Source organism: Niastella caeni (assembly GCF_004834005.1).
Taxonomy (GTDB): Bacteria; Bacteroidota; Bacteroidia; order Chitinophagales; family Chitinophagaceae; genus Niastella; species Niastella caeni.
Genome location: NZ_STFF01000001.1, coordinates 328,337 through 354,574, shown reverse-complemented (window position 1 = coordinate 354,574; position 26,238 = coordinate 328,337). Strand labels below are relative to the sequence as shown.

Below are 26,238 nucleotides of genomic sequence, written 5' to 3'. Positions count from 1 at the left end.
ATTTTCATGCATGAAATGTTTTTATCTAGTTACTGAAATTTCTTAGAACGTTTCCTTTTTAGAGAGTATAATGCCAAAGCATGATATGCCGACAAAGAATAAATTAAAGAATAAGTGCTGAGTCCAAGTTAAATTTTCTATTACACCACCACATGAGCAAGGAATTCTATCAAAAAATCTGAATAATACTAGAGAGGAATAAACAGTAAATAGTATCATAAGTATTAAAGCAGCCCACAATCCAGTTTTTCTAGTTTTATCAAATATTAGAGATATAGAAATTATTATTTCAATTGGAATTAAAGTATAAATAAGGTATGGCTTTACCCAATTGGGAAACGGCTGAATATTAATTTCATTGATAAATTTATTGAAATCTAATAATTTGCTAGTGCTAGTATAGAGAAATAGTAAAATTAATAGATAGGTTATCAAATTAATTATCGTATTTCTTTTTTCAATTACAAATTGGGTAATATTATTTCGTTTCGAAGATTCTCCAGATAAGGCTACATTTTTCATAATAACAAGGTTTAATTCCTGAGTTACATAACTAAATCTCTACTCACCATAGCATAGTCCTCTACTGAACCTGATCGTAAATCAAGTCTACAATGTAATCATCAATATTATTAAGGCTAGAGTTCTTTTGTGTACAATTTCATCAAATAGATAATGATAAAATAATCAGAGGTGAAATTTCTATTAATGTACGGATAAACTATAAGAGCTACTTCTTTTTACTGCTTCTTGTGTTCCCCTTTCAATCTATACGCAATTTACTCCTCTTCTTTTATCGCATTTGCAGCATTGTTTTCCATTATTGCACTTTCTTCAGAAGATCTATTGATAGTACTTTCATCTCTTGTTCATATTGATTGCGTATACACTCCATCGGTGGTACGCCAAATACATTCTTATAATCCCTGCTGAAGTTACTTTGCCTTTTATAGCCACAGGTGAAGGCGGCTTCTTTTACAGTAACACCAGTGGTTAATATATTCCTGGCTGCTTCCATTCTTTTGCATAACCTGAAATGCGTAATGGTCATTCCGGTTATTTGCTTAAAAGATATTTGTAGTTGATTACGCCCTATGTAAATACCGGGTACAAGCTCTTGTATGCTTTTTCTGCTGAGTGGGTTGGCTTCAATGGCTTCCCTAATCGTTAATGTTGCTTCCTGGTTACATATTGCCTGTGGCGACTTTATACGCATAGTGCTACCTCAAATAGTGTGTACAAATCAGGTAGGGTAAACGGGTAACAGGTCCTACGTTGCTTATTCATATTGCTCACTGCAGGGTGCCCTAATTAGACAAAAAAGGCAGCACAGCAAGCCACTGTTAAAAACCTTCTATAATAGATCAAGAAAGGCTGTTGTTGATTGGTATATGCTCCTATCGGTTATTTTCTCTTCTTGTAGTTTCTCCTTCCTTCGTTGCCCTTGCTTCATCAATTATCTACCTGCAATTTACAACCGTAGATTTTCGCTATTTGCAATTTTTTTATACAAAACCACACTCTTTTTTATTCTTTGTCTTTCTACCTCGTTGCCTTGTTATCTCGTTTTTAATCTGGTTTCATTTAACTGTTATGCATACCTGTTAAAATACTGTGCAGGCAAACCTTTTCATGATCTGCCTGCAACAGTAATTACAATTAAAATAATGATGGTAGGGTGGTGGTGATTAACACGCTTCCTGCAATAACAAAGGTGCATGCTGGTTGCGCCATTGTCCGGGTGTAATGCCATGTACATCTTTAAATGCCCGTACAAACGAACTTTGCGAACTGTAACCGCATTTCGCCGTGATCTCCTGCATGGTCAATTCATCTGCCTGCAGCAGGTGGGCGGCAGCTTCCAGCCGTTTCCTGATCTCGTATTCCTTAATGCCTGTTCCGTACAACTGACGAAAACCCTGGTGAAGCAAATTGATCCCGATTTGTGAATGTGTTTTGTGGATGAGCGTTGAGATCGTTTTAATCTCCAACGGATGCTGATCAATGTAGTCTTTAATGGAATAAATGGTCTCCTGAAATGAACTCCTCAAACGTTTCTGGTTCATAAGATAGTTTTAAGATAAAGGTTTATTTTATTGCATATCGTTCTGTGATGCATTGGATCTGTACACTATATCTATATAAATACCAGCGGGGCGTGCGTTTAAAAGGACGGACAAGTGTGGCTGTGAGGAGGCACTACTAAATCAAATGTAGTTTTTTTTCTTCTAACGATAAAGGTCATTTTTTTAATTAAATATTAAAAGTATACCGGCCACTTTCTGGCTAGGCGTGACCGGTATACTTAATTTTTTCATTTTCAATGGTTAATTTAAGATATATCGCTTCACGACCGTTGTCAAACGGCGATTGCTTTTTTTTAGTGCGCCAACTTTTTGAATGATCTTTCGCCTCCTCGTGCTACCGGGGGAAGGAATTACGACAATGATAATATCGCTTTCTTCGGGCAAAAGCGGGCAAGGAAAGATCTCCTGTAAAACCCGCTTCTCCCGGGCCTTGGTGATACCACTGTCCCTTTGTAAGCTCACGATAAAAATGTTCCTGGGCGGCTTGTTCAATTTGCTCTTTACCATTTTTTCAAATTTAAATGTTAGATAAAAGTGTTGAGTGTATTGTAATATTCGTAGGATATGATCTTGATCAAAAAATGCATTCACATGTAATGGAAAATGGTTTATTGAATACATTTGTTAAATGGAAAGTAATTAAAGATATGGAAAGTATTCCGTTGAATGAGGAATTCACCTATTATTCATCATGCTTTCAGTTTTTTCTTGAGGAAGATCAATTCCGTTGCTTCGTTCTGTTTACAACATTCCACTTTCCATCAGTTTGCGAAAATTTATTGTCGAAATTTCCAACTATTGATACCTGTCAGTATCATCAGAAATCTATTTTCTTATGGACCAGCACATCGGTAAAAGATTGAAAGAGTTTAGAGAGAGGTCGAAAATTAAAATGCCTACCATTTCAGCCATTACCGGTATTGCCAGGGAAACGCTGTATAAATGGGAGAAAGGCACCAAACCCAGTGATATTCAGGAATATTTCAGATTAAAGTCCTACCTCGATAAGATGGAAAACAAACTGGAAGAAGAACAGCTCCTGCTCGAATACCAAAAACCCACCACCCTCAGGCTGCCCTTCAACCGGAAACGGATAGCTGTTCCGCAAACCGAAGGCCGCATCGCCGCTGGTACCATTATTTTTAGCGACAATGAGCCGGAACTTATTGTTGACCGGATAAATGCTCCCTTCCTGGGAGAAGGCGAAGGCGTAATTGAAGTTACAGGAGATAGCATGGCGCCTACGTTCATCAACGGCAGCCGCATAGTGCTTATCCGCCTCATCGATTACAGGATCCTCGAATGGGGCAAGTACTATTACATTGTTGATAAAAACTGGCAGGGATTTATAAGACGCATCTACCAGGGCGATCTGCCCAACACCATAAAACTGGTTTCTGATAGCCTCAACCAGGAAAAATATCCGCCAATCCACCGGCAATGGGAGCAAATTGAAGCCATTTTCCGCGTAACGGCCGGTATTTTGAGATATTAAAATTCATAACGACTTCTTAAAATTGCCGTTCGAACTACCTTATAAGCCTATCGGCACAACTTTTTTTTACTTCGATTTAGTACAGCAGGATTGCTTAATTGTTTTAATTAATAGTAAATCCTTGATCATTTACCAAATGCTCTGGTAAAGTGTATTTTAATTGCGTACTTCCAATGAGAGTGTAATGTGTTTAAAAAACAGGTTCAATGGAATAGTTGGACCTGTTTTATTTATTTATGCCTACTTCCAATATCTCTTCATCAGGTAACCCGGTTACTTCCCTTATTACCTGCATGGCTGCAGCTTTGGTAAGGTTATCACTGTTCTTTTGAATATACCGGGCAATGGTGAATTCCGTACATCCTAAAACATCCATAAGGCGGCGTCTGGTGACCGGATTATTGATAGCCTTTAATGCTTTTGGGCTTAGTTTCATTATTTGTTAATTTGATACACTAAATTTGCTGTATAAAGATAATGGAAATATTTCCAATTAGTGTAAAGCAAAGTGTAATTTTTGTACTTAATTGATCAATATCAATGGATACTACTATTGGTAAAAGACTGAAGGACTTCAGGCTCCGTAAGAATTTAAAAATGCCGGCTATTGCCGCTGCCACTGGTATTTCCAAAGAGAACCTGTACAAGTGGGAAAAGGGTACCAAGCCCAGTGATATTACCTTGTATAATAAGCTCATCGATTACATGGAAAAAATGGAGAACCTGCCCGATCATGTTCTCCAGGATCCAAGATCTAACGGCTCCGATAACTCGTTTCAACCACCTTCCTCCTCTTTATTTACCGGTATCTTTCTTTCACAGGATGAGGCCCCTTTGCCTATCTTTAAAAATGCCGCTCCTGGTTCCATTATTGCCATCAATGAGCAACCCGTACTGGTTGCGTGGCGATTTGAAGCGCCCGTTATAGGTGAAGTTGATGGTGTTATACCGGTTACCGGTAATAGTATGGAACCAAAATTCAAAAGCACTGACCTGGTTGCCATTAAAAAGTTGCGGTTCACTAAAATCATCAATGCGGGTTACTATTATTACATTGTTGATAAGAACCATACCGGCATCCTGAGAAGAGTGCGGCCTGCTGCTGAAAATAACAGCATCATCCTTGCCGCTGAAAATGAAGAGTACCCTGAAATAACCCGGAAGATGGACGATATTCTGGCCATCTTTAGTGTTGTGTCGGTCATTACGAAACAAATATAACGTGTTCGCTTTCTGCTGCTGCCTGCCCATCTGCGTTTATACAACCTGCTTCTTTAGTAGTTAAATATTGCTCCTCTACATATAAACCTGTAACCAGCTGATATTGGGTGCATCATAACATGTGCCGCCGCCTTCAATCGCGTTTACTAAGGAGGCAGCTTTGCCATTGGTGGCCGCTGATCCTGATAAAATCCAAATCTTATTGTTATGAATAAAACCGTGCTGATAGTTGACGACTCCGATTTTGTTGTGCAAATGATCCGGTTTACCCTGGAACAGGAAGGATATACCACCCTGGCCGGTATCGATGGTAAAGATGCGTTAAAGCATTTTGATGGCCAGCATATCGACCTCGTGATCACCGACCTGAACATGCCTAACATGGATGGCCTGGACCTTATTAATTCCATTCGCCTGCAGGCCGCCTACCATCATATTCCCATCGTATTATTCGATTCGCATAACACTAACGATGCCGACTATTTGAAGCGTTCCGGCGCTACCGCTTTACTGTCGAAAGATCTGGTAAGCGAACAACTTGTTTCCACGGTTAAACAAATGATCGGTTAAATGAACCCGTTTGAAGCTAAATATACAAGTGAGGCCCTGGAGCTGATTGCCGACATGGAACAGGGCTTGTTGTTGCTGGAAACACATCCTGATGACGTGTCGCTGGTGCAGCAGGTGTTTCGCAGTTTGCATACCCTGAAAGGGAACAGCGCTATGATGGGCTTCAAAGTGATTGCCGATTTCACGCACCACCTGGAAGCTATTTATGAATTCGTGCGGGCGGAAAAGATAAAAGTTACTGCCCCCATCATCAATATTACCCTGGCTTCTTTAGATCATTTATCTGTTTTGTTAAATAGTAACAAACAGTTGAGCGATGCCAATAAACAAATTCATGAATCCTTAACAACTGATATTCTAACGATCATTACAAACATGGGTAATGATCATCGATCTATAGTTGCCTGTGAAGGCCAGGCCGTGGATAGCCACGAGAGAATAAGTGAGGCGCCTAAAAGAAAAGCGATCATTTCAGGCATCCGGGTGCCGGTGGAAAGATTGGACACCATGATGAGCCTGGTAACCGAACTGATCACGCTGCAGGCCAAATTAAGCGTGCTTACCAGCGAACATCCGCAACCCGATCTGTTAGCGGCTGCTGAAAGCCTCGAAAAAATTTCTACCCGCATTCGCGATAACGCTTTTAGCATGTGCCTGGTGCCGGTTGAAAATATGGTAACGCCCTTTCACCGGCTGGTGCGTGACCTGGCTTCTGAGCTTCACAAAGAAATAGATTTTATAACGGAAGGAACCGAAACAGAACTCGACAAAAATATTATGGAGGGATTGCAGGATCCCTTAATGCATTTGCTGCGGAACAGCATCGACCATGGCATTGAAGAGCCGGCTGTAAGAGAGCAGAACGGTAAACCGCGGCACGGTCGCATTGTGTTGCGGGCCTATTGCGCCGGTGCGCATGTGTACCTGGAAATACAGGATGATGGCAAAGGCATGAATAAAGAAAAGATCAGAAGCAAGGCCATTAAACAGGGATTGATCGGTGAGAACGATGTGTTGAGCGATAAAGAATTGCTGCAACTGGTTTTTGTACCGGGCTTTTCAACCGCTGAACAAATTACCGAAACATCTGGCCGTGGGGTGGGCATGGATGTGGTTAAACGCCGCATTGCCGATATTAAAGGCCAGGTGGCCATCCATTCTACCGAAAACGCGGGCACTACCGTTACCATTCAATTGCCCATTACCTTATCTATCATTGATGGGTTGCTGGTAAAAGTGAATGGGGCTGATTACGTGATCCCGTTGTCGGCAGTAGATATTTGCCAGGAATTGTCTTCGGTGCAACTCCTGAACACCTTCTCCAATACCATAGTGATAGATGACCAGGTAATTCCGTTCATCAATTTACAACACGAACTGGCGGGGCAGGCATCTTCAATGCCCGGCAAAGAAATAGTGGTGGTGCAGTATAGCGAAAAAAAGATCGGTTTACTGGTTGATATTATTGCCGGCAAATTTCAGGCAGTGTTAAAACCGCTGGGACAATACTTCAATCACCTCGATATTGTTACGGGCGCCACCATTTTAGGCGATGGCAACATTGCGCTGGTGCTGGATACAAATAATGTAATTGAACAGTTTTTCAATAAAAAAACAGGACGATATGAACTTACAGCAGCAAGCTGACTCGTATTTAACCTTTACACTCGATAAAGAGCTGTTTGCCATCCGGGTAAACAAGGTGCTTGAAATACTGGAAATAAAACCCATTGTGAAAGTGCCTATGTCGCCGGCGTACATGCGTGGCGTCATTAACCTGCGGGGGAATATACTGCCTGTTATAGATGCACGCATTAAGTTCGGCATGGCTGATGCGCCTTTTACCATAAACAGTTGCATTATTGTGGTTGGTATTGGCTTTGGTAAAGAACCTTTATTGGTAGGGGTGCTGGTAGATTCGGTAAAAGAAGTGCTTGAAATACCTGAAAACGCCATTCAACCCGCACCGGCTATCGGCGCTTTTTGCAATAATGATCTCATCGTTGGCATGGGAAAAACCGGCAACGACTTTGCCATGATCGTAGATCCCGATAAAGTTTTTGCAGCAGATGAATTGATCGCATTGGCCGCTGTTAATTAAAAATTCATACCCTTAAAACATAACACCCTTTAACCTTCAACCATGAGAGCGCTAACCTTAAAAAAGCGATTGTTTATTTCTTCGGTAATAATGATCGTATTATCTGGAACTATTTTTTATTTCGCCAATAATAACAGCCATGAATTAAATGAATGGGTTAAAACGGTTATTTCAACCCATACCAAGCGCATTGAGCTGTCGGGCAAACTGGCAGCCGATGTGCAGTTTATTTCCAAAACCGAAAAGGAAATGTACATCGTGCATGATAACAGCAAATTGAAAGCATTGCGGGAAAAGGCCGATCATACATTGCTTGAAATTGATCAGCACATGAATGAATTAAAGCCGATCCTGGATGAGGAAGGAAAAAAAGACTTTGACGTTTTTCAGTTGAAGTGGAAACAGTACCTGGATGATTATAATAAAGTGAAGCACCTGGCCAGCGAAGTAAATACAACGCAAAGCAATGCCGAGGCTTACAATATTATCATCAATGAATCAATTGGCACTGTTGAAGAAGCTACCGCCATTTTGAACAGGATGATCCAATATAATAAGGCTGATCTGGCAAACATTGAGGCAAATACCAAAGTGCTGTATATAAAAGGCCGCCGCAATATGCTGATCATTTTCGCTATCATCCTGCTGGCTAAGATCGCCATGTTGTATGTTATCATTTCTACCATTTCCAAATCGGTGCAAAAAGCCAATGTGGCCATGCAAAAGCTGGCCATAGGCGATTTTAGCACCCAGATAACAGATTACAATAAAGATGAAATAGGAAAGGTGTTAGACCAGATCAATAAAACAACGTTGAAGCTACAGGCAAGTGTGGCCATTGCAAAAAAAGTTTCTGAAGGCGACTTAACGGTAGATGTAAATAAAAAGCCGGAAGGAGAACTGGAAACCGCCCTGCAAAACATGGTGCTGCGCTTGCGTGATATTGTGAACGGCATTATGTCGGGCGCCGATACCATTGCCTCGGCCAGTCAGCAGTTAAGCGCTGCCTCGCAAATGATGAGCTCCGGTGCTACCGAACAGGCTGCCTCAGCCGAAGAAGTGGCTTCCTCTATGGAAGAAATGGCGGCCAATATTCAGCAGAATAATGAGCATGCCTTTACTACGGAAAAAATAGCAGCCAAAGCGGCCATTGATATTACAGAGAGCAACAAAGCCGTGAACAGTACCGAAGTATCGATGAAAGAAATCACCAGTAAGATCACTATCATAGGTGAAATAGCCCGGCAAACCAACCTGCTGGCATTGAATGCCGCCATTGAGGCGGCCCGTGCCGGTGAGCAGGGTAAAGGATTTGCCGTAGTAGCTGCGGAAGTAAAAAAGCTGGCTGAAAGAAGTCAGGCCGCTGCCAATGAGATCAACGGGCTTTCTTCATCAGGCATCGATATCGCTGGCAGATCGGGTAAATTGCTGGAAGAGATAGCGCCGGATATTGAGAAAACGGCTGCGCTGGTTAAAGAGATAAGTATCTCAGGCAAAGAACAAACGGTAAATTCAGAACAAATAAACAATGCGCTGCAGCAGTTAAATAATGTGATACAGCAAAATGCAGCCGTATCGGAAGAAATAGCCGCCAGCTCTGAAGAGCTGATGGTGCAGGCCGAACAATTGAAGCAGGCGGTAGATTTTTTCAGGATCGGTGAGCACAGGAATTATAAATCTGTATTGCACACAGGCTTTAAAAAACAACCGGTCATAAACGGTCACCTGTTGAATCATAAACCCGAAATGGCAAAGCAAAATGGCCACAAAGTGGCTATACCTGGCAAAAAAGGCGATCGGCTGGATAACGATTACGAGCAATATTAATGAGCGAGGTTTGAAAAGTAAATAGCAGAAAATGACAACGCGCGATTTTAACCGGCTAAGTACTTATATAAATAATGCCTATGGCATAAAAATGCCGGCTGAGAAAAAGGTAATGCTGGAGTGCAGGCTGCAAAAAAGACTCACTGCGCTACATATGTCGTCGTATAAGGAATATTGCGATTTTTTATTCAGCGATGAAGGGTTGGAGCAGGAGATGCTGCACATGATTGATGTGGTAACCACCAACAAGACCGACTTTTTCAGGGAGCCTTCCCATTTCGAATTTCTAACGCAATACGCCTTACCCGAACTCTGTGAAGGCTGGAATGGCTATAAGGAAATAAACGTATGGAGCGCAGGTTGTTCAAGCGGGGAAGAAGTGTATACGCTTGCCATGGTGTTGAATGAATTTACAGAAATGGTAAACGGTACCAGTTACCGCATTACCGGTACAGACGTTTCGTTAACCATGTTATCGAAAGCTGCAGAAGCTGTGTACACCGAGGAGCGGATTGCCGATATTCCTATGTGGTTGCGGAAAAAATATTTGTTACGGAGTAAAGACCGCGCAAAACAAACCATCCGGATAAACGCGGCGCTCAGAGGCAGAACGGAATTCAAACGCCTTAACCTGATGGATGAGGATTATGATGTGTACGGTAAGTTTGATGTTATTTTCTGCCGCAACGTACTCATCTATTTTGATAAAACAACCCAGTGTACAGTGATCAATAAACTGGCTGAGAAATTAAAACCGGGCGGCTACCTGTTCCTGGGTCATTCTGAAACAGTTTCCAACATGCAATTGTCGTTGGTCCCTGTGCAGCCAACGATATTAAAAAAGCTCTCCCACCAATAACTTGGTGGGAGACAATTTTAGAATCTCCGCCATCAAACAATCAAGCCATCAAACAATCACTTATTAATTCTTCAGCGGAATAGAAATATTGCCCGGCGTATTGAAGTCCAGTTCATTTTGCGGCACATCCCAGTAATCCATGTAATTATATTCCATAAAGCAGGGAGTAGGAACAGAACCCGCTTGCGGTGGCGACAATAAATTGCCGGGTATCATCACAATGGCATTGGCTCTTCCGCCCCCTTGTGAAGCCGGTTTGGTAACCCCCCAGCGTCGCGCATCGTAAAACGCAGTGCCCCATAAAAAGAGCGCTACTCTTCTTTCCCTTCTGTATTCTTCCAAAGCCTGGGCCGCATTTAAGCCGGTATTGGCAACATGCGCCAGGCCGGAGTTTTGAAAGTCACGCACTTCATCTACCAACTGCAATCCCTGTTGAATGCTACCGGTACGTATCAACGCTTCCGCCCGCATCAATTGATTTTCTTCATAGCTGCATGCCCAGGGAACCAGCCCTCTGTTATCGCCGGTGGCATATAAACCGCCATCTTCAATAAACACCGGGTTCCACCGGGTGCCAAATTGCAAGCCACGGCCTCTTTCATTTACTTTCGGTACCGAAAATTGAACGAACCCTTTTGTAAACCGGGCATCGCCGGGTTTAAATTCCTGTACCAGGCGCTCGCTTACAAATGAAAATTGTTGCACTTCTCCAATAAAGGCATAAGGATGAAAGAAGGCCTGAGATATATCGTTGGTGCCACTGGGGTCCATCCCAAACCTGAAAATATTATCACCGGCCTGAATGCCCTGGCTGGTAAGCGTTATGATCTGCTGCCAGTTGGCAGGGGTCATTTCCTCAATTTTTTTATTGGCCATTAAGTTGCGTGCCTGTAACGAGTATACCTGCCGTTTCCACATGGCAGGTGTTACTACATTTTTGTTATCGTTGAACGAAGCAACAATGGCCGTCATGATGTTTGAATATTCGGCCGATTCGCTGATGTTATTCAAAGTGGTCAAACATTCATTCAATATTTTATCGGCTTCCGCCATAATAGCTGTATGGTCAACAAAGTCGCCATTGGTTTCGCCGGCTACATTGGTAATAATACCGGCCAGGTACATGGAGCCGATGCGGGAATACGCGTATCCCTTCCACCATAAAGCCCAGGCTTTAAAAATATTTTTCTTGTTATCTGCATCACCGGAAAGGCTGAGCGCGGTATTTTCCAATGCCGTTAATAACTGGTTGGCCTGCGCAATGATGTAATAGTTAACAGCCCACTCGTATTGAAACGCGTTCAATTCACCGGCTCCTCTTGAATCAAATCCCTGTAGCTGGGTTTTCTGATCAAGGCCATTGGGGTTGGTTATTACCGTTCCGCTGGGCAACGTGATCTTATGTACCTGGTCTACCCACCGCATACCATAATTGCCATACGGCACATAAGCCTCATCGCCCATAATACTGTGGTTGGTTAAGGCAATATGAAAAATATTGGTATTCCCTTCGTCCGGAACATCAGCCATCATTTTTTGCAAAATGCCCAATGAAAAATTCTTCAGCCCTGCTTCCGTTACCAGTGATAGTTCAGGTGTTGGCAGGTTGGGATCGTTTAACAGGAGGGAGCTTTTCTTACAGGCTCCGGTGAGGATAACTATTGTTATTATATATATGAGGTATCGTTTCATAAAAATCAGAATTTGGTTAGAACTGAAGGTTAATGCCAAACTGGTACGAGCGCAGATTAGGAATGGAAAAATAATCTGCCCCAATATTCGATCCTGCGCCTACAGAGCGATTGCCCTGACTGTCCTGGGCCGATGTTGCTTCGGGGTCAAGTCCTTCATAATCGGTGATCGTTAACAGGTTTCTGCCGGAGGCCGTAAGCGCTATGCCTTTTACCCATGGCACATTCAGTGCACTGCCCAATTGGTAAGTGAGCGTAAGATCTCTCATCCGCCAGAACGAACCATCTTCCACAAACCATCCGGTACGTTGAACACTATTATATAAACTGTTGTAGAAATTAACAAAGGCGCCGGTTTCTCCATTAACAGTAATTGGCTTATCAAAATCTTTTTGCAGCCTGTCGCGGTACATCCATTGCTTGGTGAGGTTATAAATTTCATTACCATGGTACCAATCCCACTGCATGGAAATATTTAATTTTTGCCATAGTGTAACACTATTGATAAACGACATGGTAAACTTTGGATAGGCATTACCGGAGATACTCTGATCGGTAGGATCGGTGAGGATTGCCCGTTTGGTGGTTTTATTTACCACAATGCCATTGACAATTTCGTAATTAGCGGCATTCGCTTCCGGTATGTACCTGGTTTTGTCGGCTGTACGGGTCTGGTCTATCCTTGTTAATGGATTTTGGGTATAAAAATTACCCAACGATTCCCCTTCTCTTATGATGAATAAGCCACTTACAAAATCACGGCCGTTAGCTACTTTATCAACTTTGGTTTTGAAGGTGCCGAAGCGGACCCCTAATTGCCAATCGACCGTTTTATTGGTGATCATATTCGCATCGAGGGTGATGTCGGCGCCCTTTACGGTTAGTTCTATCAGGTTGTCAGGGATCTGTTGCGCACCGCTGGAAGGAGGCAGATCAACATATTGAATATTGTTCTTGTTGTTCTTATGCCAGTAGGTGAATGAAAAACTGATCCGGTTAAACCATTCTTTGGTTCCCGGTGTAACGATCACATCGGTACCTACTTCCATCTCGCGTACTTCCTGCACTTTCAGGTTTCTGTTTCCGAGGATGTTGGGAAGGTAAAGTCCAACCCCTTCGCCTAATTGAATAGAGCCGAGGGTGGTTTGGCGACGGTAATATTCGCCGTCAAATTCATTTGGCGGAATACCGGCAGCGCCATAAGCGGCCCGTATTTTCCATTCTGTCAGCTTGTTCACATTGAGTAATTCAACAGGCCTGAAGTAAACAGTTCCGCGGCCAAACGTAAATGGTTTCTTCTGGTCGCCGAACTGTGAATTATAATCTGACCTGAAACCACCCGTAACGCCAAACAAACTGCCGAAATCAATGGTCTGGTTTACGAGATAACCATAGGTGATGTATTCAAAACTACCGTCACCGCTTGTTTTAAGTGCAGCCGCCGAGATATTCGTTGGCGGGTATTGCGGCAGGTTTAATCCCTGTGCAAAGAAAGAATTGTATTCCAGCTTGCGCCAGTCGTACGAAAGCTGGGTAGTGGTAGTGATCGGCACATCTATTTTAAAATCTTTCCTGAAATCAGTTCTGAAGTAAACGGTTGACAGCGCGTTTTGATAGGTTGATTTTGCATAATCATTACGCACTGAACCCTGGGCGGTATTTCCCCAGAAACCAAGCGCTACCTGCGGTGCATTTTCCTGGTTCCTGTACAGGTCGTTATATTCTGAATTCCATAATTCAATCCCGTATTTAAAATCCAGTTCCAGGAAACGCGGAAATTTATAATTCAGGTTGCTGTTATTGATAATGCGGGTGTCCTTGCTGGACCGGGAATGCCAGTCGGCTTCCGACAAAACGTTCAACTGGTTTTCATCCCGGGGCCGGGTAACCGTTAAATTGGTACCGGGATATTTTGAAGTGAAATCGATCCACGGATAGGAGTTGATCATTTCGAACCGGTTGTTGTTGGTGCCTTCAAATAAGGGATCAATATTGTATTTAATGCGGGAGCTTACATTGTACGTTCCGCTGATCAGGTTTTCGTCCTGCAGTATTACCTGTGTTGAGTTGCGGGCGGTAAAACCTTTAAATAATTCAAACCCCAGGTTGGCCGACATGTTGGTTCGCCGGAAGCGATTGGCCAGTACGTTTTCCTGGTTCAGGTGCGAGAGTGTAAATGAGTAGTCTGATTTGTTACCGCCGCCGCCAATGCTCAATGAGTTCGTAGTGGAAATGGCTGTTTGATAAGCCTGTTCAAGGTGATTGTACAAAGGCAGATTAGCCGGATAGGTTTTATTATTCTTCAAACTAAAATCGGTATTGAAATCGTCTTCGGCCGGTTCGGGCCACATGCCGTTACTGTCGGGCCGTAAAATATCGCCATTGCGATCGAGTATGTTGCCGTTGGCGTCCTGTGTAAAGTGATGGTATTTGGCACTGAGGGTTTTATCTTCGCCAAGAATGACTTTATCGATGCTTACTTTTGAAAGCAAAGAAATGCTCACCGGTTTATTACGGCTGCCTCGCTTCGTGAATATTTGTATTACACCATTGGCGCCCTGCGCTCCGTACAGCATCCCGGCGGCAGGCCCTTTGGCAACTTCTACTTTTTCAACATTTGCTACATCCAGTCCGTTTATATCGGTTACCTGAACGCCATCGACCAATATAATAGGGGTTGAAGAGCCGAGGGAGTTAATGCCGCGTAAAATAATATTCGCTTTTTGTCCGGGCTCTCCGGAATTCAATTGTATTTGAGCGCCGGCTACTTTACCGATCAATGCCTGGTCTATTGATACAATGGCTGATTTGGCCAGGTCTTTACTGCCTACGCTCGCAACGTCAATAGAAAGTTTTTTCTTCTCTGTGGCAACCCCGGTACCGGTTACCACTATTTCGGCCAGTGATTTTACTTCTGTACCTAACTGTACATCAAATACCGTACGGTTTCGTACGCTCATTTCCGTTGCTTCATAGCCAACGCCTGAAATAACAAGTACTGCATTTTCGGGAACAGTTAATTTAAACGTTCCATCGGTAGCAGTAGTAGTGCCCGACATAGTGCCTTTAATGGTCACTGATATTCCCAGCAATGGCGTTCCGCTGGCATCAGTAACTTTCCCGGTTACCTGTTTGGTTTGAGCGTATGCTGAAAACAGCATACTTGCCATAAAAAGCAGTGCTAACAGTTTCTTCATTGTCGCATGTTATTGGTTAGAAAATAAAGTAACCCCTGGTAATGAAAAGCAGGGAGCATGCTTCCTCATTACCTTAACCATTAAATTTTCCGGGTATGATTGCCGCGGGTAGGATGTAAATAGAGAAGTTGTTTGGATTTGGCCGAATTCAGTTGTATTTATGGATACTTACATCTGGCTAGTAATCTTTTGCCTAAGTGGGGTAGGTCCTGCTATAAGGACAAACAGTTGTTCGTTTTTGCTGCATTTATGGCAAATCGTGTCACGGCAAAAACGTGTCACGACAAAACCGTGTCACGGTTACATAAACTCAGGAAGGATATTTTTTCTGCAGGAAGCTGACAGAAGCTGTAATTAGTTTACCAAGTACTTCAATATTAATGTCCTGCAGTTTTTTTATGTACACACAGCCTACGCCGGTCCGGTGTTTTCCGAAAGCTTGTAGTAGTTGTTGCTTTTCGGTAAATTCCTGGTAAAAGTAGAGGGAAATTTCTTTAGCCCGGGGCGAGAAACCAACCAACGGCGCATCGCCTTCACGCCCGCTGGCATATTTATAATGGTAGCTGCCAAAGCCTACAATAGCGGGGCCCCACATTTTGGCCTCAAAACCTGTTTGCTGCCGCATGATCTTCATCAGTTCAAAACTATCCTTGCGTTTGGTTTCGTCAGCTACAGAATTTAAAAAGTCTTCAACGCTGTTATTGTTTTCTGTTGTTTTGTTGGTTGACTTTGCCATGAGGAAATTCTTTTAGTATGGAAGTTGGGTTCTTCCATAAAAATAAGGCAAATATGGAAATATTGTTTGAAAGCTAGTGGCTAGTAGTAAGTAGCTAGTGGGGGCTTATTCGTCACTCGCTATTAACTGCTAGCCTGTTGTGGTTTTCCCTACTAGCTACTCGCCACTAGCTACTTACTTTAGATATAACTCAACCACCATTTACCACTGTTTGCCCGTTTATAGTTATCGTACCACCTGCAAAGCGGGTATACGCCAACGATAATTATGAGCCATAATACATATACAAAAACAAGACTGAACCCATAGCCTTTCAGTTGGTTATTCATACTTACCCAACCTGTCAGTACCATGTCGCTCCATGTATATCCTGTTACTGCTGCTGCTATTACCGCCAAAGCATGTATCAGGTAAATATGCAGAATATAAAAGAACATAGGCACGCGCCCTAACACCACTAATTTTTCGGTAAGCCGGTTCAATGGTTTTTCAGTAAAGGCAAGGAACAGCAGCGCCGGGCCTAACGTCATTAAGGTATATAATAAAGACGGCGGGTATTTGGTGGTATTTAGAAATGAAAGCACGGTGAACATCGGTGTCTTTTGTTCCGACCAGTGCCTGGGATCGCCGTATACATCGATCAACCTGATCAGGATAAACAGGGCAATAGCGCCCAACCCTGCGTAGATCAATAATTTTCGTCTTTTACCGGCATCAAATGTAGGCAGGTACCATTGGCCAAACACATAACCGGTAAGCATGATGCCAATCCAGGGAATAACAGGATACCCCATCATAATTGAAATTGGTTTCATGAAGAAAATGTGCTGGTCGTGCAGGGCGGCCATCAGGAAAGAGGGTCCGTTTCCTGCAGGCGCAATGGCATCGAGCAGGTTATGACCGGCAATTAGTGTTAACCCGATTATAAGAATGAGCGTTTGCGGAAGATAGATCATGACCGACAGCACCATCATACTAACACCCAGCGCCCAGATGACCTGTAAGATCAAAAAAGGATAGGCGGGGTTGAAGGTCCAGCCTAACGTAATGATCAGCATTTCGGCTATCACCAGCCACAGCCCCCTGGTAAAAAGAAAAACAGACAATTCTTTTTTGGTCTTCTTTCTTCCATTTAAAAATGCTGAAGTGCCGGCCAGGAAGGTAAACACGGGGGCGCAAAAGTGGGTGATCCACCGGGTAAAGAACAGCGGCACATCTGTGCGGGTAAGATCGGTGGGATCGAACTGGAAGGCGCCGGCATGAAAATAATCGCGTACGTGGTCAAGCGCCATGATGATCATAACGGTTCCCCGCAGCAGGTCGATGGAATGAATGCGTTTGCTTTTAGCCGGTACTACCGGTGTGACTGTTGACATGGTTGTCATAAAAGGTTGGTATGTTGGTTTTTATGAAAAGCCCTGAGCGTAGTCGAAGGGTGATGTTTGTTCTGTGAAGATAATGTAAATTAGAATAAAATTCAGCAATAAATCTTTATTTTAGAATATTATTCTGATTTATATATGTCGGAAGTTGGTAATTTCCCGGGGCCGGAACCGGTGAAATGCCTGATTCAGGTCAATTTATTATTGAGAAGCAATAGGGTAACCTTTTATAAAAATTTATCTGTGATCAGCCGTGCAATCCATAGCTAAATTGTACGTTATTAGGTAATTAAATCCAAACCGTGTGAAAAGAATAGTACCCTTTTTGGCCCTGGCCTTTTGCCTGCAGCAGGCAACTGCCCAGATGAGCCATGCAAGCGATACTGGCAAATTAATAGCCCAAAAGGATAATATCATTACCGCCAACACCATTATCAAGATCGAGAATTTGGGCCAGAACATCAATTCCGATCTTCCCGAATTACGACCTACCGTGTCAGCAGATGGCAACCTGCTGTTTTTCATTTGTGAAAATCACCCGGCCAATACCAAGTACAATTCAGTGCCCAATTCACAGGACATCTGGTATGCTATACGGGATTCGAACGGTGTGTGGCAGGAAGCCCGCCATTTAAAATATCCGTTGAACACAAGTCAGTATAATGCCGTGTATTGGATCTCGCCCGACAATAACCGCATTTTGATTCGCGGCGCTTTTGGAAATGGCGGTGCATATTTTGGAAAAGGCGTGAGCCTTTGTACCCGCCAGGCCGATGGCCGTTGGGGCGAGCCGGAAGAATTACGCATCAGGAATTATCAAAAATATGACCGTGGCGTTGTTTCGGGCGCCACCATGACGCAGGACCGTCAGGCGCTGGTATTATATATGACGCCGGAGCCAGGCGGTGGCAATAACGACCTGTTTGTTTGTTTTCCGCAACCCGATGGCTCCTGGTCGGAGCCCAAGAGCCTGGGTAAACAAATTAATTTACCCGGTGATGAAATGACGCCCTATATCGCGGCAGATGGCGTAACCATGTATTTCAGCAGTAACCGGCCCGGTGGCGTAGGTGATAATGATATCTGGATGACCAAACGCCTTGATAAATCCTGGACGAAATGGAGCACCCCGGTGAATTTGGGCGAGCCCATTAATACCGAAGGCTGGGATGCGTTTTTTACATTAGATGCCGGTGGCGAGTATGCGTACCTGACCAGTAATAAAGATACCTATGGCGAAAGCGATATTGTTCGAGTAAAATTGCTGGAACGCGAAAAGCCTGACCCGGTGATATTGGTGAGCGGCAACGTGTATAATGCAAAAACAAAACAACCGCTCAGCGCTTCGCTCATTTACGAAACGTTGCCCGATGGGGTAGAAGCAGGGAACGGTATTTCCAATCCCGTAGATGGCGCTTTCAAAATTGTATTGCCTTACGATAAGAACTATAGCATTCGCGCCAGCGCCGATAAATTCTTTGCTATTTCAGAAAACCTGAACCTCGACTCCATGGTGAAGGCCGGGTATAAGGAAATACACAAAGACCTGTACCTGGTGCCCATTGAAATTGGACAGGTGGTGCGGTTGAATAACGTATTCTTCGACTTCGATAAATGGGACCTGCGTCCTGAATCGAATGTTGAGCTTGACCGGGTAGTAAAATTGTTGAAAGAGAACCCGGCCATTGAAATTGAATTGAGTGCGCACACCGATAGCAAGGGTAGTGATGAATACAACTTCAAACTATCTGACAATCGTGCCAGGTCTTGCGTGGAATACATAATTTCGAAAGGCATACCTGCGAGCAGGATCGTTTCGAAAGGATATGGTGAAAGCCTGCCGGTGTCGGAAAATGAAACTGATGAGGGCAGACAGTTGAACCGTCGTGTGGAGTTTAAGATAATGAAGAACTAAAGCTGCACGCAGAATACAAAGCTACAAGCTGCAAGCCGCAAGCTGTAAGCTGCAAGCTGTAAGCTGCAAGCTGTAAGCCGCAAGCTGCAAGCTGTAAGCCAAAGGCAGAAAGCCATTCGCGGCACTAAGCAATAAAAATAAAGGTGGGTCTCCTTACGGGGCTCACCTTTTTTTATTTAAAGAGAAGCTATATTTACCCAATAAAACAAGAATACATGAGGAAAAGTGCTTCTTCTTTATTTGCATCATTTATCACGATATGCTTTCTTTTATTATTATCACATCCGGTTTTTGCGCAGGCGAAAAAAGCGCCTGTCGAAGCCATACGGCAATCGGATCTTAAAAGAGATCTGTTCCTTTTGGCCGATGATCATTTCAGAGGCCGCGAAGCCGGTACGCTGGATGAATTAAAAGCCTCGGCCTGGATTGCAGAAGAAGCGCGCAAAGCGGGGCTGGAACCTGCCGGTGATGATGGAACGTACTTTCAGTTTTTCTCTTTGATCCGCGAGCGGGTAAGCGGTAGCAGTACCATAAAAATAGGCGATCGCTCCTTTAACTTATGGAAAGATGTGGTGGTGTATGAGCCCTCCTTTGCAACCGTTGACGCACCGGTCGTATTTATAGATGATGCCGATACCGTAGCAGAAGAAACGATAAAAGGAAAAGTAGTGGCGCTGCAGTTCACGCCAAAAGGATTAACAGACCCACGTAAATCCATTGCCTGGCGGTACAGTGGCTTTGTTATTGCTGCATGGGCGCGCAAGCTGGGCGCTAAAGGCGTAAAAGCTATTGTATTTGTATCAGACGACCTGGCCGAACAGGCATGGCCGCGGGCAGCGCAATATTCCAATAGAGGTTCTTACCAGATAGAAGGCAGTTTGTTTACCAACCGGCAACAGCTGAAAGGCATTCCCATTATCTGGGTCAGAAAAGAAGCGCTTAACCTCGTGCGTGAACCCGATCAGCGGCTGAAAGCAACCATATATTCCGAATCGTTTACCTATCCATCAGTGAATGTTGTAGCGAAAGTAAAAGGCGCTGATCCTGTGTTGTCGAAAGAATATGTGTTGTTTAGCGGTCACCAGGACCATGATGGCGTGCGCGCTATTGAAGGCGTTAAAGATTCAATATTAAATGGCGCCGATGATAATGCTACCGTGAGTGTTGCGTTGCTGGCTATTGGCCGGGCATTCCGCCAGCAACCCGGCAGGCGCAGCGCCTTGTTTGTATGGCATGGCTCGGAAGAACGCGGTTTATTCGGTTCTACCTGGTATGCCGAACATCCTACGGTTCCCCGCGAATCGCTGGTGGCTGTATTGAACGGCGATATGATCGGCATGAATGCACCCGACAGCGCTGCATTGCTCGGTATTATTCCGCCGCACCTTAACTCTTCTGACCTGGTGAATATTGCTTTGCTGGAAAATGCAAGAGGCCCGAAATTCAAACTCGATACTGAATGGGACAAAGCCACGCATTTTGAAAGCTGGTATTTCCGCAGTGATCATTACCCTTATGCGAAAAAGAATATTCCGGCTTTATTTTTCAGCACGTTGCCACATCCGTTGTATCATACGCCCGCCGATGAAAGCACGGCTATCAACATAGAAAAACTAACAAAGATGACCCGCTGGATGTATGCAACCGGCTTTGCGGTAGCCAATGCTGCCAAACGCCCACAACTGGAAGCGGGGTTCAAGCTGGAGCGGTAAGCGCGTTGGCGGCTATTTAGATGGCGGAACAACGTAAGCATGGCAGGTGAATTGATACTGATAGATCTAAAATAGTATTGTATGAAAAAGAATCCAACCATGCCTTCAACAGATGCTAAAACACAAAAAGACAGGCATATGAGGCCTGAAAATAAAGATAACCTTGACAGTAGGAAAAATGAAGAGCAGGATGTAAAAGGAGATGATCTTACACATAACAAAAAAGAGCATAAAAATAAAAAGAGCTATCAAAATAAGGGGCAATAAAGAATCAACTGCCCGTAAGGGAAAAATTACCCCGTATTGAGTAATGCCGTTCCATGCTGCCTATGCCAGCGCCTGCGGCCATTGGTGTTTTTTCACCTGCCAGCATTGTCAGGTTTTGATACTGCATTGTCCGCTTTTGTTAAACCATCGCGTTCAGGATCATTTCTTTCAATTTTATACCAATTGCATTTTATTCCCTGATGGTTAAATGTTTCAATGCATTTCATCCCGATTTTGGTCAATATCTTATTTGAGGCAGCATTGTCGCAGTCGGCTATCGCATATACTTCCCTGGCATTCAGGGTATCGAAAGCATACAATAAGGAGGCCTTGGCTGCTTCCGTCGCTATTCCCTTCCCCCAATATTTTCTTATAAGCCTGTACCCAACGTCATAATAGTTAATATGGTTATTTGTTAGTTCCGTAATAAACTTTAATCCGGCCCAACCAATAAAACTATTTGTGTTCTTATCAATAACTGCCCAACGGCCGATCCCATTGTCAATATATTGTTGCCTGATAAACCGGATAGCTTCAACAACCTGATCTTTGGTTTGAACAGGCGTACTACCTAAAAATCTATGAACTTCCGGATCGGAGTCCAGTTCAAAAAATCCATCAACGTCAGACGGTACGATTTCCCGCAGGATGAGGCGTTCGGTTTCTAAAAATATTTTCATGTTTAAGTGTGATTGTAAATATAAGTTCGATGGCAGTATCGCCAAAAACATTGTGCAAAGTATGGGAAGGGCGTTTGATTAGGTAAGATAACTTTCCTTCAATATTTTTACAGCAGAAATCAGAAAATATATGGAGGGCCAATATAGAAAAGATATTTACCCCGGACAGGAAGTGGCAATTATCCTTAAAAAAGACCAGCGAACCGGTAAGCTCACCTATGGCATTGTTAAAGACCTGTTGACGTCAGCGGCTTATCATTCCCGGGGTATAAAGGTGCGCTTGACAGACGGCCAGGTTGGCCGCGTTGCGCAGACAGATGTTGTTGATCCGGAAGGCGAATAACTGATAAAAATGCCAGGGGTGTTTAAACACTTTGGCCGTTTATGTATATTTTTATGCAGGATCAGGCGTAGGGATTCATTAATAAATATTATTATGAATCGTGTTATTTATTTCCTCATTTGTATTATACCCCTTACCATCAGTTGTAGCCGGAAGGATGCAGCGCCTGATAATACAAAGCAGGTTTATGAATGGTTACATGGAAAATATAAGGCGATCAGTTCTTTCAGCAGTGAGGCGGTTGATGTAAACATGGATGGAGTTGCCACAGATAATATACTAACAGAAATACCTGACCTTACACATTGCAGGTTGGAAATACGGATCGTTTCTCAAAACAATTTTCTATTCGCGGAATCCTGGCCAGAGCAATTTATTGGTCATGGAATAGAACCTCCCGGTTATGACCCGTCGCTGGCTGTGAATTATGTTCGGCAGGGTTTAGTACGAACATTTTCACTGGACAATACCAGCAATAAGATCCTGGTAAATCCGGATACGACTCCACTACCTGATACGCGACGTTTCTCATTTCCTTTAGCCGTTACTGTTGAAGGTTCAGACACTATTAAAGTTGTCATCTCCAAAAAACTGTATACTTCTGCAGGTTGGAAAGTGGTTACCATCACCACCGTTTATGAACGGTATACGATGATCACATGAGTTTTAACTTTTACATGAGATATAATATCTTAGCTTTATGAAACCCATCCTTGCCTTATTACCCCTTATTTTTTCGTTAAAGACCTTTGCCCAGAAAATTGAGAAGTATTACGATTTTCAGTGGAAGGAAACCAAACCGGCCACTGCACGCTTCTACGGTACAATTGAAAAGACAGATTCAGGCTGGCATAACCGTGACTATTTTATCCAGGAGCAAATGCTGCAAATGGACGGTACATTTGAAGATAGTGCCTGTAAAATAAGGAACGGACATTTTCGATTTTATCACCCGAACGGAAACTTACAAACCTCTGGCCGTTATGTGCATAACAAGCGGGATGGTCTTTGGTTGAGTTATCATTACAACGGTATGATGAGCGATTCAACCACTTACAACAATGGGCAAAAGATTGGCGCCTGCTATGGATGGTATGAGAACGGTTATCTGTCAGATTCCTCTTTTTATAATGCCGATGGCAGCGGAGTAGGGGTAGCCTGGTTCAGTAATGGTAATCCCTCTTATTCGGGCCGGTACAGTGCAGGTGAAAAAAAGAATGGTAAATGGATATATTTTCATCGTAACGGTAAGGTCAGCGCCACTGAATTTTATAAGGACGGAGCATTAGCCGACAAGCAGTATTTTGATGAACAGGGCGGCCTGGCTGATACTGCCAATAAAGACAGAAAGGCCAGTTTTCCCGGCGGCCCCCAAGCCTGGCAGAAGTACCTGGTAAAAAAGCTTTATTTTCCCACTCAGTACAAATTGGTGAATGGTGATAAAGCCATTGTGGTAGTAGAGGCCATCATTGACGAAGAAGGTAATGTAACAGAAGTAACTGTGAACACACCTTTTCATCCTGCTTTTGATAAAATAGCTGTAGAAGTTGTTCGCAAATCACCTCAATGGGAGCCCGCTATTCAACAAAACAGGAAACTGCGTTATAAAATAAGGCAGCCTGTGTTCTTTGCGCAGGAATAGCTGGTGCTGGTAGTAAAAATGTATAAAAACTAACTTGCCATGAAAATAATTGACTCTCTATCTTTTGATGATCCATCTGCAAAAGACGATTTAATTGCTTTCATCAGGCAACAGATCAATACCAGCGGCAAGGGCTATTGTATTGTTGAAAATAACGTAACGGATGCGAACGCTTTTATGTTACTGCTTCATGAGTGCATTGGCCCTTCTTTAAGCATGTCACAAAAAAATGGCATCCAAATTCCTTATGATGTGGTAAAGGACAGAGGCCACGACATGGGCAATGAAGGCTCCCTGCTATCTTCAACCAACCAGGTATTCCCGCTGCATACCGATTGCTGTTTTCTGGATAAGCCTGCTGACTTTATAGCTCTTTATTGCGTTGAAAATTCGGCCTCAGGTGGTGAAAGCATTTTGCTTAACATCAACGAAGTAATTCATCTGCTGTCCGATTCAACTATTCAACACTTCCTCACTACATCGTATCAATTTTTTTCAAAAAAGTACCGGATCTTAGAGAAAATGGAAAACCTTTTCTTTATCCGTTTTCATCAGGGCGAACTGGTTGATAGTTGCCTGCCTGCTGATAAAGAAGCATGCTTATCCGGTATACAACCGCTGCTACAGCTTTTGAATGATCCCATCCATTATACCACGGTAAAATTGAAAGCAGACCAATGTTTGATAGTAAACAACAGGACCTGTCTTCACGGCCGTTATGCTTTCGAAGCAGGCAGCAAAAGGGCTTTTTACCGGTCAAGACATTATTTATAACAGCAAAGACCGGAACACTATATCGTTCTCCGGTCTTTTAATAGATGCGGCTGTAATTTATTGTTTTATCAGGGTAGTGCGTAGTTTGTTGCGGCCGGCATAAAGCACCAGGTAATAGGCGCCCGTTGCTAAATGGCTACTTTGTAAAGTAATGAAGGTTTCGCCTGCGCTTGGTTTCTCTCTTCTTTCCAATACGGTTACCCCAGCAGCGTTCACCAAAACCAATCTGATCTGCTGTGCTTCGGGAAGGGTAACAGCAACAACCAGGTCAGATCGTACGGGGTTGTCGCGAACTTTCATGGCAGCCGCCCGTTGACCGGGTATATTTACTCTATGGATTGCTGAGTAATTATAGCTTCCATCTATATCTACCTGCTTTAGCCGATAATAATAAGTATAACCTGGCTGTACTAATTTATCATTGAAAGAATACTGATGTTCACCCGCACTGTTCGACGAGGCTTTTTGTCCAATATTATTAAACAATACTCCATCAGTGGATCTTTCTACATTGAAATGAGACGTGTTTTGTTCATCGGCAGTTTTCCAGCTTATACTTACCTGGTTATTTAAAAACACAGCATTAACGTTCAGCCAGACTAATGGAAGCGGGTTGCCATCCTGCATAAAATAGGTGCCTGTTGCAGCGTTGACGGGGATCCATTGATCAATATCGGTATCGCCGTCAATGTCCGCTGTTCTGTAAGTGCCAAAAGCTGCTACATCAGGCAGGGTAAGGCCTGCAAAAGGCGAAGAGCCTTGTGCCACAATGGTAAAGGTGCCATTGCCATTGCTTCTTGCATAAGAGAAAGCGGTGCCGTTTCCTCCTGTCTGATATAGAATGTCAGTATCACCATCTGTGTCGAAATCGCCCTCTACATTTCTGGCATTGAACAGGCCACTGGGAAAAGTAGCAGAGGATTGGGAAGAAAAGCTGCTTCCATCATTCCTGAAATAAGTTCCGGTAGCACTGTTTGCAGGCACCCAAACGTCAATATCGCCATCGCCGTCAAAATCTGCTGTTCTGTAAGTGCCATAAGCGGCTACATCAGGCAGGGTAAGTCCTGCAAAAGGTGATGACGCCTGGGCCACAATGGTAAACGTGCCATTGCCATTGCTTCTTGCATAAGAAAAAGCGGTGCCGTTCCCGCCAGTCTGATATAGAATATCCGTATCACCATCGCCGTCAAAATCAGCATGTATATTTCTGGCATTGAACGTGGGATTGGGAAAAGTAGCGGAAGATTGGGAAGAAAAGCTGCTTCCATCATTTCTGAAGTAAGTTCCGGTAGAGCTGTTGGCCACTACCCAAACATCAATATCACCATCGCCGTCAAAATCGGCTGTTCTGTAGATCCCATAAGCAGTTGCATCAGGCAGGGTAAGTCCGGCAAAAGGGGAAGATCCCTGTGCAACAGTGGTAAAAGTGCCATTGCCATTGCTTCTTGCATAAGAGAAAGCTGTACCGTTCCCACCTGTTTGAAATAAAATGTCAGCATCACCATCGTCGTCAAAATCAGCCACTACATTTCGGGCATTGAACGTAGGATTAGGAAAAGTGGCGGAAGATTGGGAAGAGAAAGTTTGCGCAGAACTGCGGGCAGTGATCAACAACAAAAGACCGGCAAGAAAGATCTTTCCGGATGCTTTATTTGGAAGTGCATGAAACTGGTAAGTTCGGGATGTATCTATTTTGATATCCATGTAACGAGGATTCATTTTTAAAGGTTAAGATTATG

The 26,238-nt window shown here is 43.5% G+C and carries 25 protein-coding genes; 14 read left to right on the top strand and 11 right to left on the bottom strand.

The genetic code is table 11. From position 1 onward, the window contains the following. Positions 1–42: 42 nt before the first annotated feature. The 4 genes from FAM09_RS01480 to FAM09_RS01465 all read right to left on the bottom strand — a co-directional run bounded on the left by FAM09_RS01480 (position 43) and on the right by FAM09_RS01465 (position 2,594). Positions 43–522 carry a MauE/DoxX family redox-associated membrane protein gene (locus FAM09_RS01480; RefSeq protein ID WP_136575303.1) on the bottom strand — a complete coding sequence of 160 codons (480 nt, stop codon included), beginning with the start codon at positions 520–522 and terminating at the stop codon, positions 43–45. Between the two features lie 298 nt (positions 523–820). Then, positions 821–1,216 (bottom strand): helix-turn-helix domain-containing protein, encoded by a 396-nt coding sequence (locus FAM09_RS01475; RefSeq protein WP_136575302.1) that lies wholly within the window; start codon positions 1,214–1,216, stop codon positions 821–823. Positions 1,217–1,688: 472 nt separating this feature from the next. Beyond that, a complete protein-coding gene (locus tag FAM09_RS01470) occupies positions 1,689–2,066 on the bottom strand; it encodes a helix-turn-helix domain-containing protein (RefSeq protein WP_136575301.1) in 378 nt (125 codons plus the stop codon). Positions 2,067–2,327: 261 nt separating this feature from the next. Further along, positions 2,328–2,594: a hypothetical protein gene (locus FAM09_RS01465; RefSeq protein ID WP_136575300.1), complete on the bottom strand. Its 267-nt coding sequence runs from the start codon at positions 2,592–2,594 to the stop codon at positions 2,328–2,330. 328 nt (positions 2,595–2,922) lie between these two features. On the opposite strand from FAM09_RS01465, the gene FAM09_RS01460 reads away from it, so the two are divergent. Continuing rightward, positions 2,923–3,582, top strand: coding sequence for a LexA family transcriptional regulator (locus FAM09_RS01460; RefSeq protein WP_136575299.1), 660 nt, complete (start codon positions 2,923–2,925; stop codon positions 3,580–3,582). Positions 3,583–3,808: 226 nt separating this feature from the next. Here FAM09_RS01460 and FAM09_RS01455 read toward each other — a convergent pair whose 3' ends face one another. Beyond that, a complete protein-coding gene (locus tag FAM09_RS01455) occupies positions 3,809–4,018 on the bottom strand; it encodes a hypothetical protein (protein ID WP_136575298.1) in 210 nt (69 codons plus the stop codon). Between the two features lie 104 nt (positions 4,019–4,122). Here FAM09_RS01455 and FAM09_RS01450 point away from each other — a divergent pair, with 104 nt between their 5' ends. The 6 genes from FAM09_RS01450 to FAM09_RS01425 all read left to right on the top strand — a co-directional run bounded on the left by FAM09_RS01450 (position 4,123) and on the right by FAM09_RS01425 (position 10,160). After that, positions 4,123–4,803: an XRE family transcriptional regulator gene (locus tag FAM09_RS01450; protein ID WP_136575297.1), complete on the top strand. Its 681-nt coding sequence runs from the start codon at positions 4,123–4,125 to the stop codon at positions 4,801–4,803. A 207-nt stretch (positions 4,804–5,010) separates the two neighbouring features. Continuing rightward, the gene (locus FAM09_RS01445; RefSeq protein ID WP_136575296.1) at positions 5,011–5,373 is read left to right on the top strand and encodes a response regulator; all 363 of its coding nucleotides are present in this window, start codon (positions 5,011–5,013) and stop codon (positions 5,371–5,373) included. After that, positions 5,374–7,020 (top strand): chemotaxis protein CheA, encoded by a 1,647-nt coding sequence (locus tag FAM09_RS01440; RefSeq protein WP_136575295.1) that lies wholly within the window; start codon positions 5,374–5,376, stop codon positions 7,018–7,020. Beyond that, entirely contained in the window at positions 6,998–7,474 is a 477-nt protein-coding gene (locus FAM09_RS01435) for a chemotaxis protein CheW (protein WP_136575294.1), read from the top strand. The genes FAM09_RS01440 and FAM09_RS01435 overlap by 23 nt, the downstream gene beginning before the upstream one ends. A gap of 42 nt (positions 7,475–7,516) precedes the next feature. Continuing rightward, entirely contained in the window at positions 7,517–9,301 is a 1,785-nt protein-coding gene (locus FAM09_RS01430; protein ID WP_136575293.1) for a methyl-accepting chemotaxis protein, read from the top strand. A gap of 31 nt (positions 9,302–9,332) precedes the next feature. Then, positions 9,333–10,160 (top strand): CheR family methyltransferase, encoded by an 828-nt coding sequence (locus FAM09_RS01425; RefSeq protein ID WP_136575292.1) that lies wholly within the window; start codon positions 9,333–9,335, stop codon positions 10,158–10,160. Positions 10,161–10,223: 63 nt separating this feature from the next. Here FAM09_RS01425 and FAM09_RS01420 read toward each other — a convergent pair whose 3' ends face one another. From FAM09_RS01420 to FAM09_RS01405, 4 genes are all read right to left on the bottom strand, one after another. After that, a complete protein-coding gene (locus FAM09_RS01420; protein WP_136575291.1) occupies positions 10,224–11,852 on the bottom strand; it encodes a RagB/SusD family nutrient uptake outer membrane protein in 1,629 nt (542 codons plus the stop codon). A 16-nt stretch (positions 11,853–11,868) separates the two neighbouring features. Continuing rightward, positions 11,869–15,048 carry a SusC/RagA family TonB-linked outer membrane protein gene (locus FAM09_RS01415; RefSeq protein ID WP_136575290.1) on the bottom strand — a complete coding sequence of 1,060 codons (3,180 nt, stop codon included), beginning with the start codon at positions 15,046–15,048 and terminating at the stop codon, positions 11,869–11,871. A 310-nt stretch (positions 15,049–15,358) separates the two neighbouring features. Then, entirely contained in the window at positions 15,359–15,784 is a 426-nt protein-coding gene (locus tag FAM09_RS01410; protein ID WP_136575289.1) for a DUF1801 domain-containing protein, read from the bottom strand. Positions 15,785–15,963: 179 nt separating this feature from the next. Beyond that, entirely contained in the window at positions 15,964–17,169 is a 1,206-nt protein-coding gene (locus tag FAM09_RS01405) for a DUF1624 domain-containing protein (RefSeq protein WP_243751556.1), read from the bottom strand. 301 nt (positions 17,170–17,470) lie between these two features. Between FAM09_RS01405 and FAM09_RS01400 the strand changes: the two genes are divergently transcribed. From FAM09_RS01400 to FAM09_RS01390, 3 genes are all read left to right on the top strand, one after another. After that, positions 17,471–19,081 (top strand): OmpA family protein, encoded by a 1,611-nt coding sequence (locus tag FAM09_RS01400; RefSeq protein ID WP_136575288.1) that lies wholly within the window; start codon positions 17,471–17,473, stop codon positions 19,079–19,081. Positions 19,082–19,296: 215 nt separating this feature from the next. Further along, positions 19,297–20,793, top strand: a complete 1,497-nt coding sequence (locus FAM09_RS01395) for a M28 family metallopeptidase (protein ID WP_136575287.1) — start codon at positions 19,297–19,299, stop codon at positions 20,791–20,793. A gap of 81 nt (positions 20,794–20,874) precedes the next feature. Then, on the top strand, positions 20,875–21,060 hold the full coding sequence (locus FAM09_RS01390) for a hypothetical protein (protein WP_136575286.1): 186 nt from the start codon (positions 20,875–20,877) through the stop codon (positions 21,058–21,060). Between the two features lie 92 nt (positions 21,061–21,152). Here the strand turns inward: FAM09_RS01390 and FAM09_RS01385 are convergent, their stop codons facing one another. Continuing rightward, complete coding sequence (locus FAM09_RS01385) at positions 21,153–21,740, bottom strand: GNAT family N-acetyltransferase (protein ID WP_136575285.1); 588 nt, start codon at positions 21,738–21,740, stop codon at positions 21,153–21,155. A 130-nt stretch (positions 21,741–21,870) separates the two neighbouring features. Between FAM09_RS01385 and FAM09_RS01380 the strand changes: the two genes are divergently transcribed. From FAM09_RS01380 to FAM09_RS01365, 4 genes are all read left to right on the top strand, one after another. Continuing rightward, complete coding sequence (locus FAM09_RS01380) at positions 21,871–22,083, top strand: YwbE family protein (protein ID WP_136575284.1); 213 nt, start codon at positions 21,871–21,873, stop codon at positions 22,081–22,083. Between the two features lie 93 nt (positions 22,084–22,176). Then, positions 22,177–22,746: a hypothetical protein gene (locus FAM09_RS01375; RefSeq protein ID WP_136575283.1), complete on the top strand. Its 570-nt coding sequence runs from the start codon at positions 22,177–22,179 to the stop codon at positions 22,744–22,746. A 37-nt stretch (positions 22,747–22,783) separates the two neighbouring features. Beyond that, entirely contained in the window at positions 22,784–23,725 is a 942-nt protein-coding gene (locus tag FAM09_RS01370; RefSeq protein ID WP_136575282.1) for an energy transducer TonB, read from the top strand. A gap of 39 nt (positions 23,726–23,764) precedes the next feature. Continuing rightward, positions 23,765–24,499: a TauD/TfdA family dioxygenase gene (locus tag FAM09_RS01365; protein WP_136575281.1), complete on the top strand. Its 735-nt coding sequence runs from the start codon at positions 23,765–23,767 to the stop codon at positions 24,497–24,499. A 57-nt stretch (positions 24,500–24,556) separates the two neighbouring features. Here the strand turns inward: FAM09_RS01365 and FAM09_RS01360 are convergent, their stop codons facing one another. Further along, a complete protein-coding gene (locus FAM09_RS01360) occupies positions 24,557–26,218 on the bottom strand; it encodes an FG-GAP repeat domain-containing protein (protein ID WP_136575280.1) in 1,662 nt (553 codons plus the stop codon). Positions 26,219–26,238: the final 20 nt, after the last annotated feature.

Coding starts and splice junctions, on each gene's coding strand:
- FAM09_RS01480 (WP_136575303.1), bottom strand. CDS start 522: ATGAAAAATGTAGCCTTATCTGGAGAATCTTCGAAACGAAATAATATT.
- FAM09_RS01475 (WP_136575302.1), bottom strand. CDS start 1,216: ATGCGTATAAAGTCGCCACAGGCAATATGTAACCAGGAAGCAACATTA.
- FAM09_RS01470 (WP_136575301.1), bottom strand. CDS start 2,066: ATGAACCAGAAACGTTTGAGGAGTTCATTTCAGGAGACCATTTATTCC.
- FAM09_RS01465 (WP_136575300.1), bottom strand. CDS start 2,594: ATGGTAAAGAGCAAATTGAACAAGCCGCCCAGGAACATTTTTATCGTG.
- FAM09_RS01460 (WP_136575299.1), top strand. CDS start 2,923: ATGGACCAGCACATCGGTAAAAGATTGAAAGAGTTTAGAGAGAGGTCG.
- FAM09_RS01455 (WP_136575298.1), bottom strand. CDS start 4,018: ATGAAACTAAGCCCAAAAGCATTAAAGGCTATCAATAATCCGGTCACC.
- FAM09_RS01450 (WP_136575297.1), top strand. CDS start 4,123: ATGGATACTACTATTGGTAAAAGACTGAAGGACTTCAGGCTCCGTAAG.
- FAM09_RS01445 (WP_136575296.1), top strand. CDS start 5,011: ATGAATAAAACCGTGCTGATAGTTGACGACTCCGATTTTGTTGTGCAA.
- FAM09_RS01440 (WP_136575295.1), top strand. CDS start 5,374: ATGAACCCGTTTGAAGCTAAATATACAAGTGAGGCCCTGGAGCTGATT.
- FAM09_RS01435 (WP_136575294.1), top strand. CDS start 6,998: ATGAACTTACAGCAGCAAGCTGACTCGTATTTAACCTTTACACTCGAT.
- FAM09_RS01430 (WP_136575293.1), top strand. CDS start 7,517: ATGAGAGCGCTAACCTTAAAAAAGCGATTGTTTATTTCTTCGGTAATA.
- FAM09_RS01425 (WP_136575292.1), top strand. CDS start 9,333: ATGACAACGCGCGATTTTAACCGGCTAAGTACTTATATAAATAATGCC.
- FAM09_RS01420 (WP_136575291.1), bottom strand. CDS start 11,852: ATGAAACGATACCTCATATATATAATAACAATAGTTATCCTCACCGGA.
- FAM09_RS01415 (WP_136575290.1), bottom strand. CDS start 15,048: ATGAAGAAACTGTTAGCACTGCTTTTTATGGCAAGTATGCTGTTTTCA.
- FAM09_RS01410 (WP_136575289.1), bottom strand. CDS start 15,784: ATGGCAAAGTCAACCAACAAAACAACAGAAAACAATAACAGCGTTGAA.
- FAM09_RS01405 (WP_243751556.1), bottom strand. CDS start 17,169: ATGACAACCATGTCAACAGTCACACCGGTAGTACCGGCTAAAAGCAAA.
- FAM09_RS01395 (WP_136575287.1), top strand. CDS start 19,297: ATGAGGAAAAGTGCTTCTTCTTTATTTGCATCATTTATCACGATATGC.
- FAM09_RS01390 (WP_136575286.1), top strand. CDS start 20,875: ATGAAAAAGAATCCAACCATGCCTTCAACAGATGCTAAAACACAAAAA.
- FAM09_RS01385 (WP_136575285.1), bottom strand. CDS start 21,740: ATGAAAATATTTTTAGAAACCGAACGCCTCATCCTGCGGGAAATCGTA.
- FAM09_RS01380 (WP_136575284.1), top strand. CDS start 21,871: ATGGAGGGCCAATATAGAAAAGATATTTACCCCGGACAGGAAGTGGCA.
- FAM09_RS01375 (WP_136575283.1), top strand. CDS start 22,177: ATGAATCGTGTTATTTATTTCCTCATTTGTATTATACCCCTTACCATC.
- FAM09_RS01370 (WP_136575282.1), top strand. CDS start 22,784: ATGAAACCCATCCTTGCCTTATTACCCCTTATTTTTTCGTTAAAGACC.
- FAM09_RS01365 (WP_136575281.1), top strand. CDS start 23,765: ATGAAAATAATTGACTCTCTATCTTTTGATGATCCATCTGCAAAAGAC.
- FAM09_RS01360 (WP_136575280.1), bottom strand. CDS start 26,218: ATGAATCCTCGTTACATGGATATCAAAATAGATACATCCCGAACTTAC.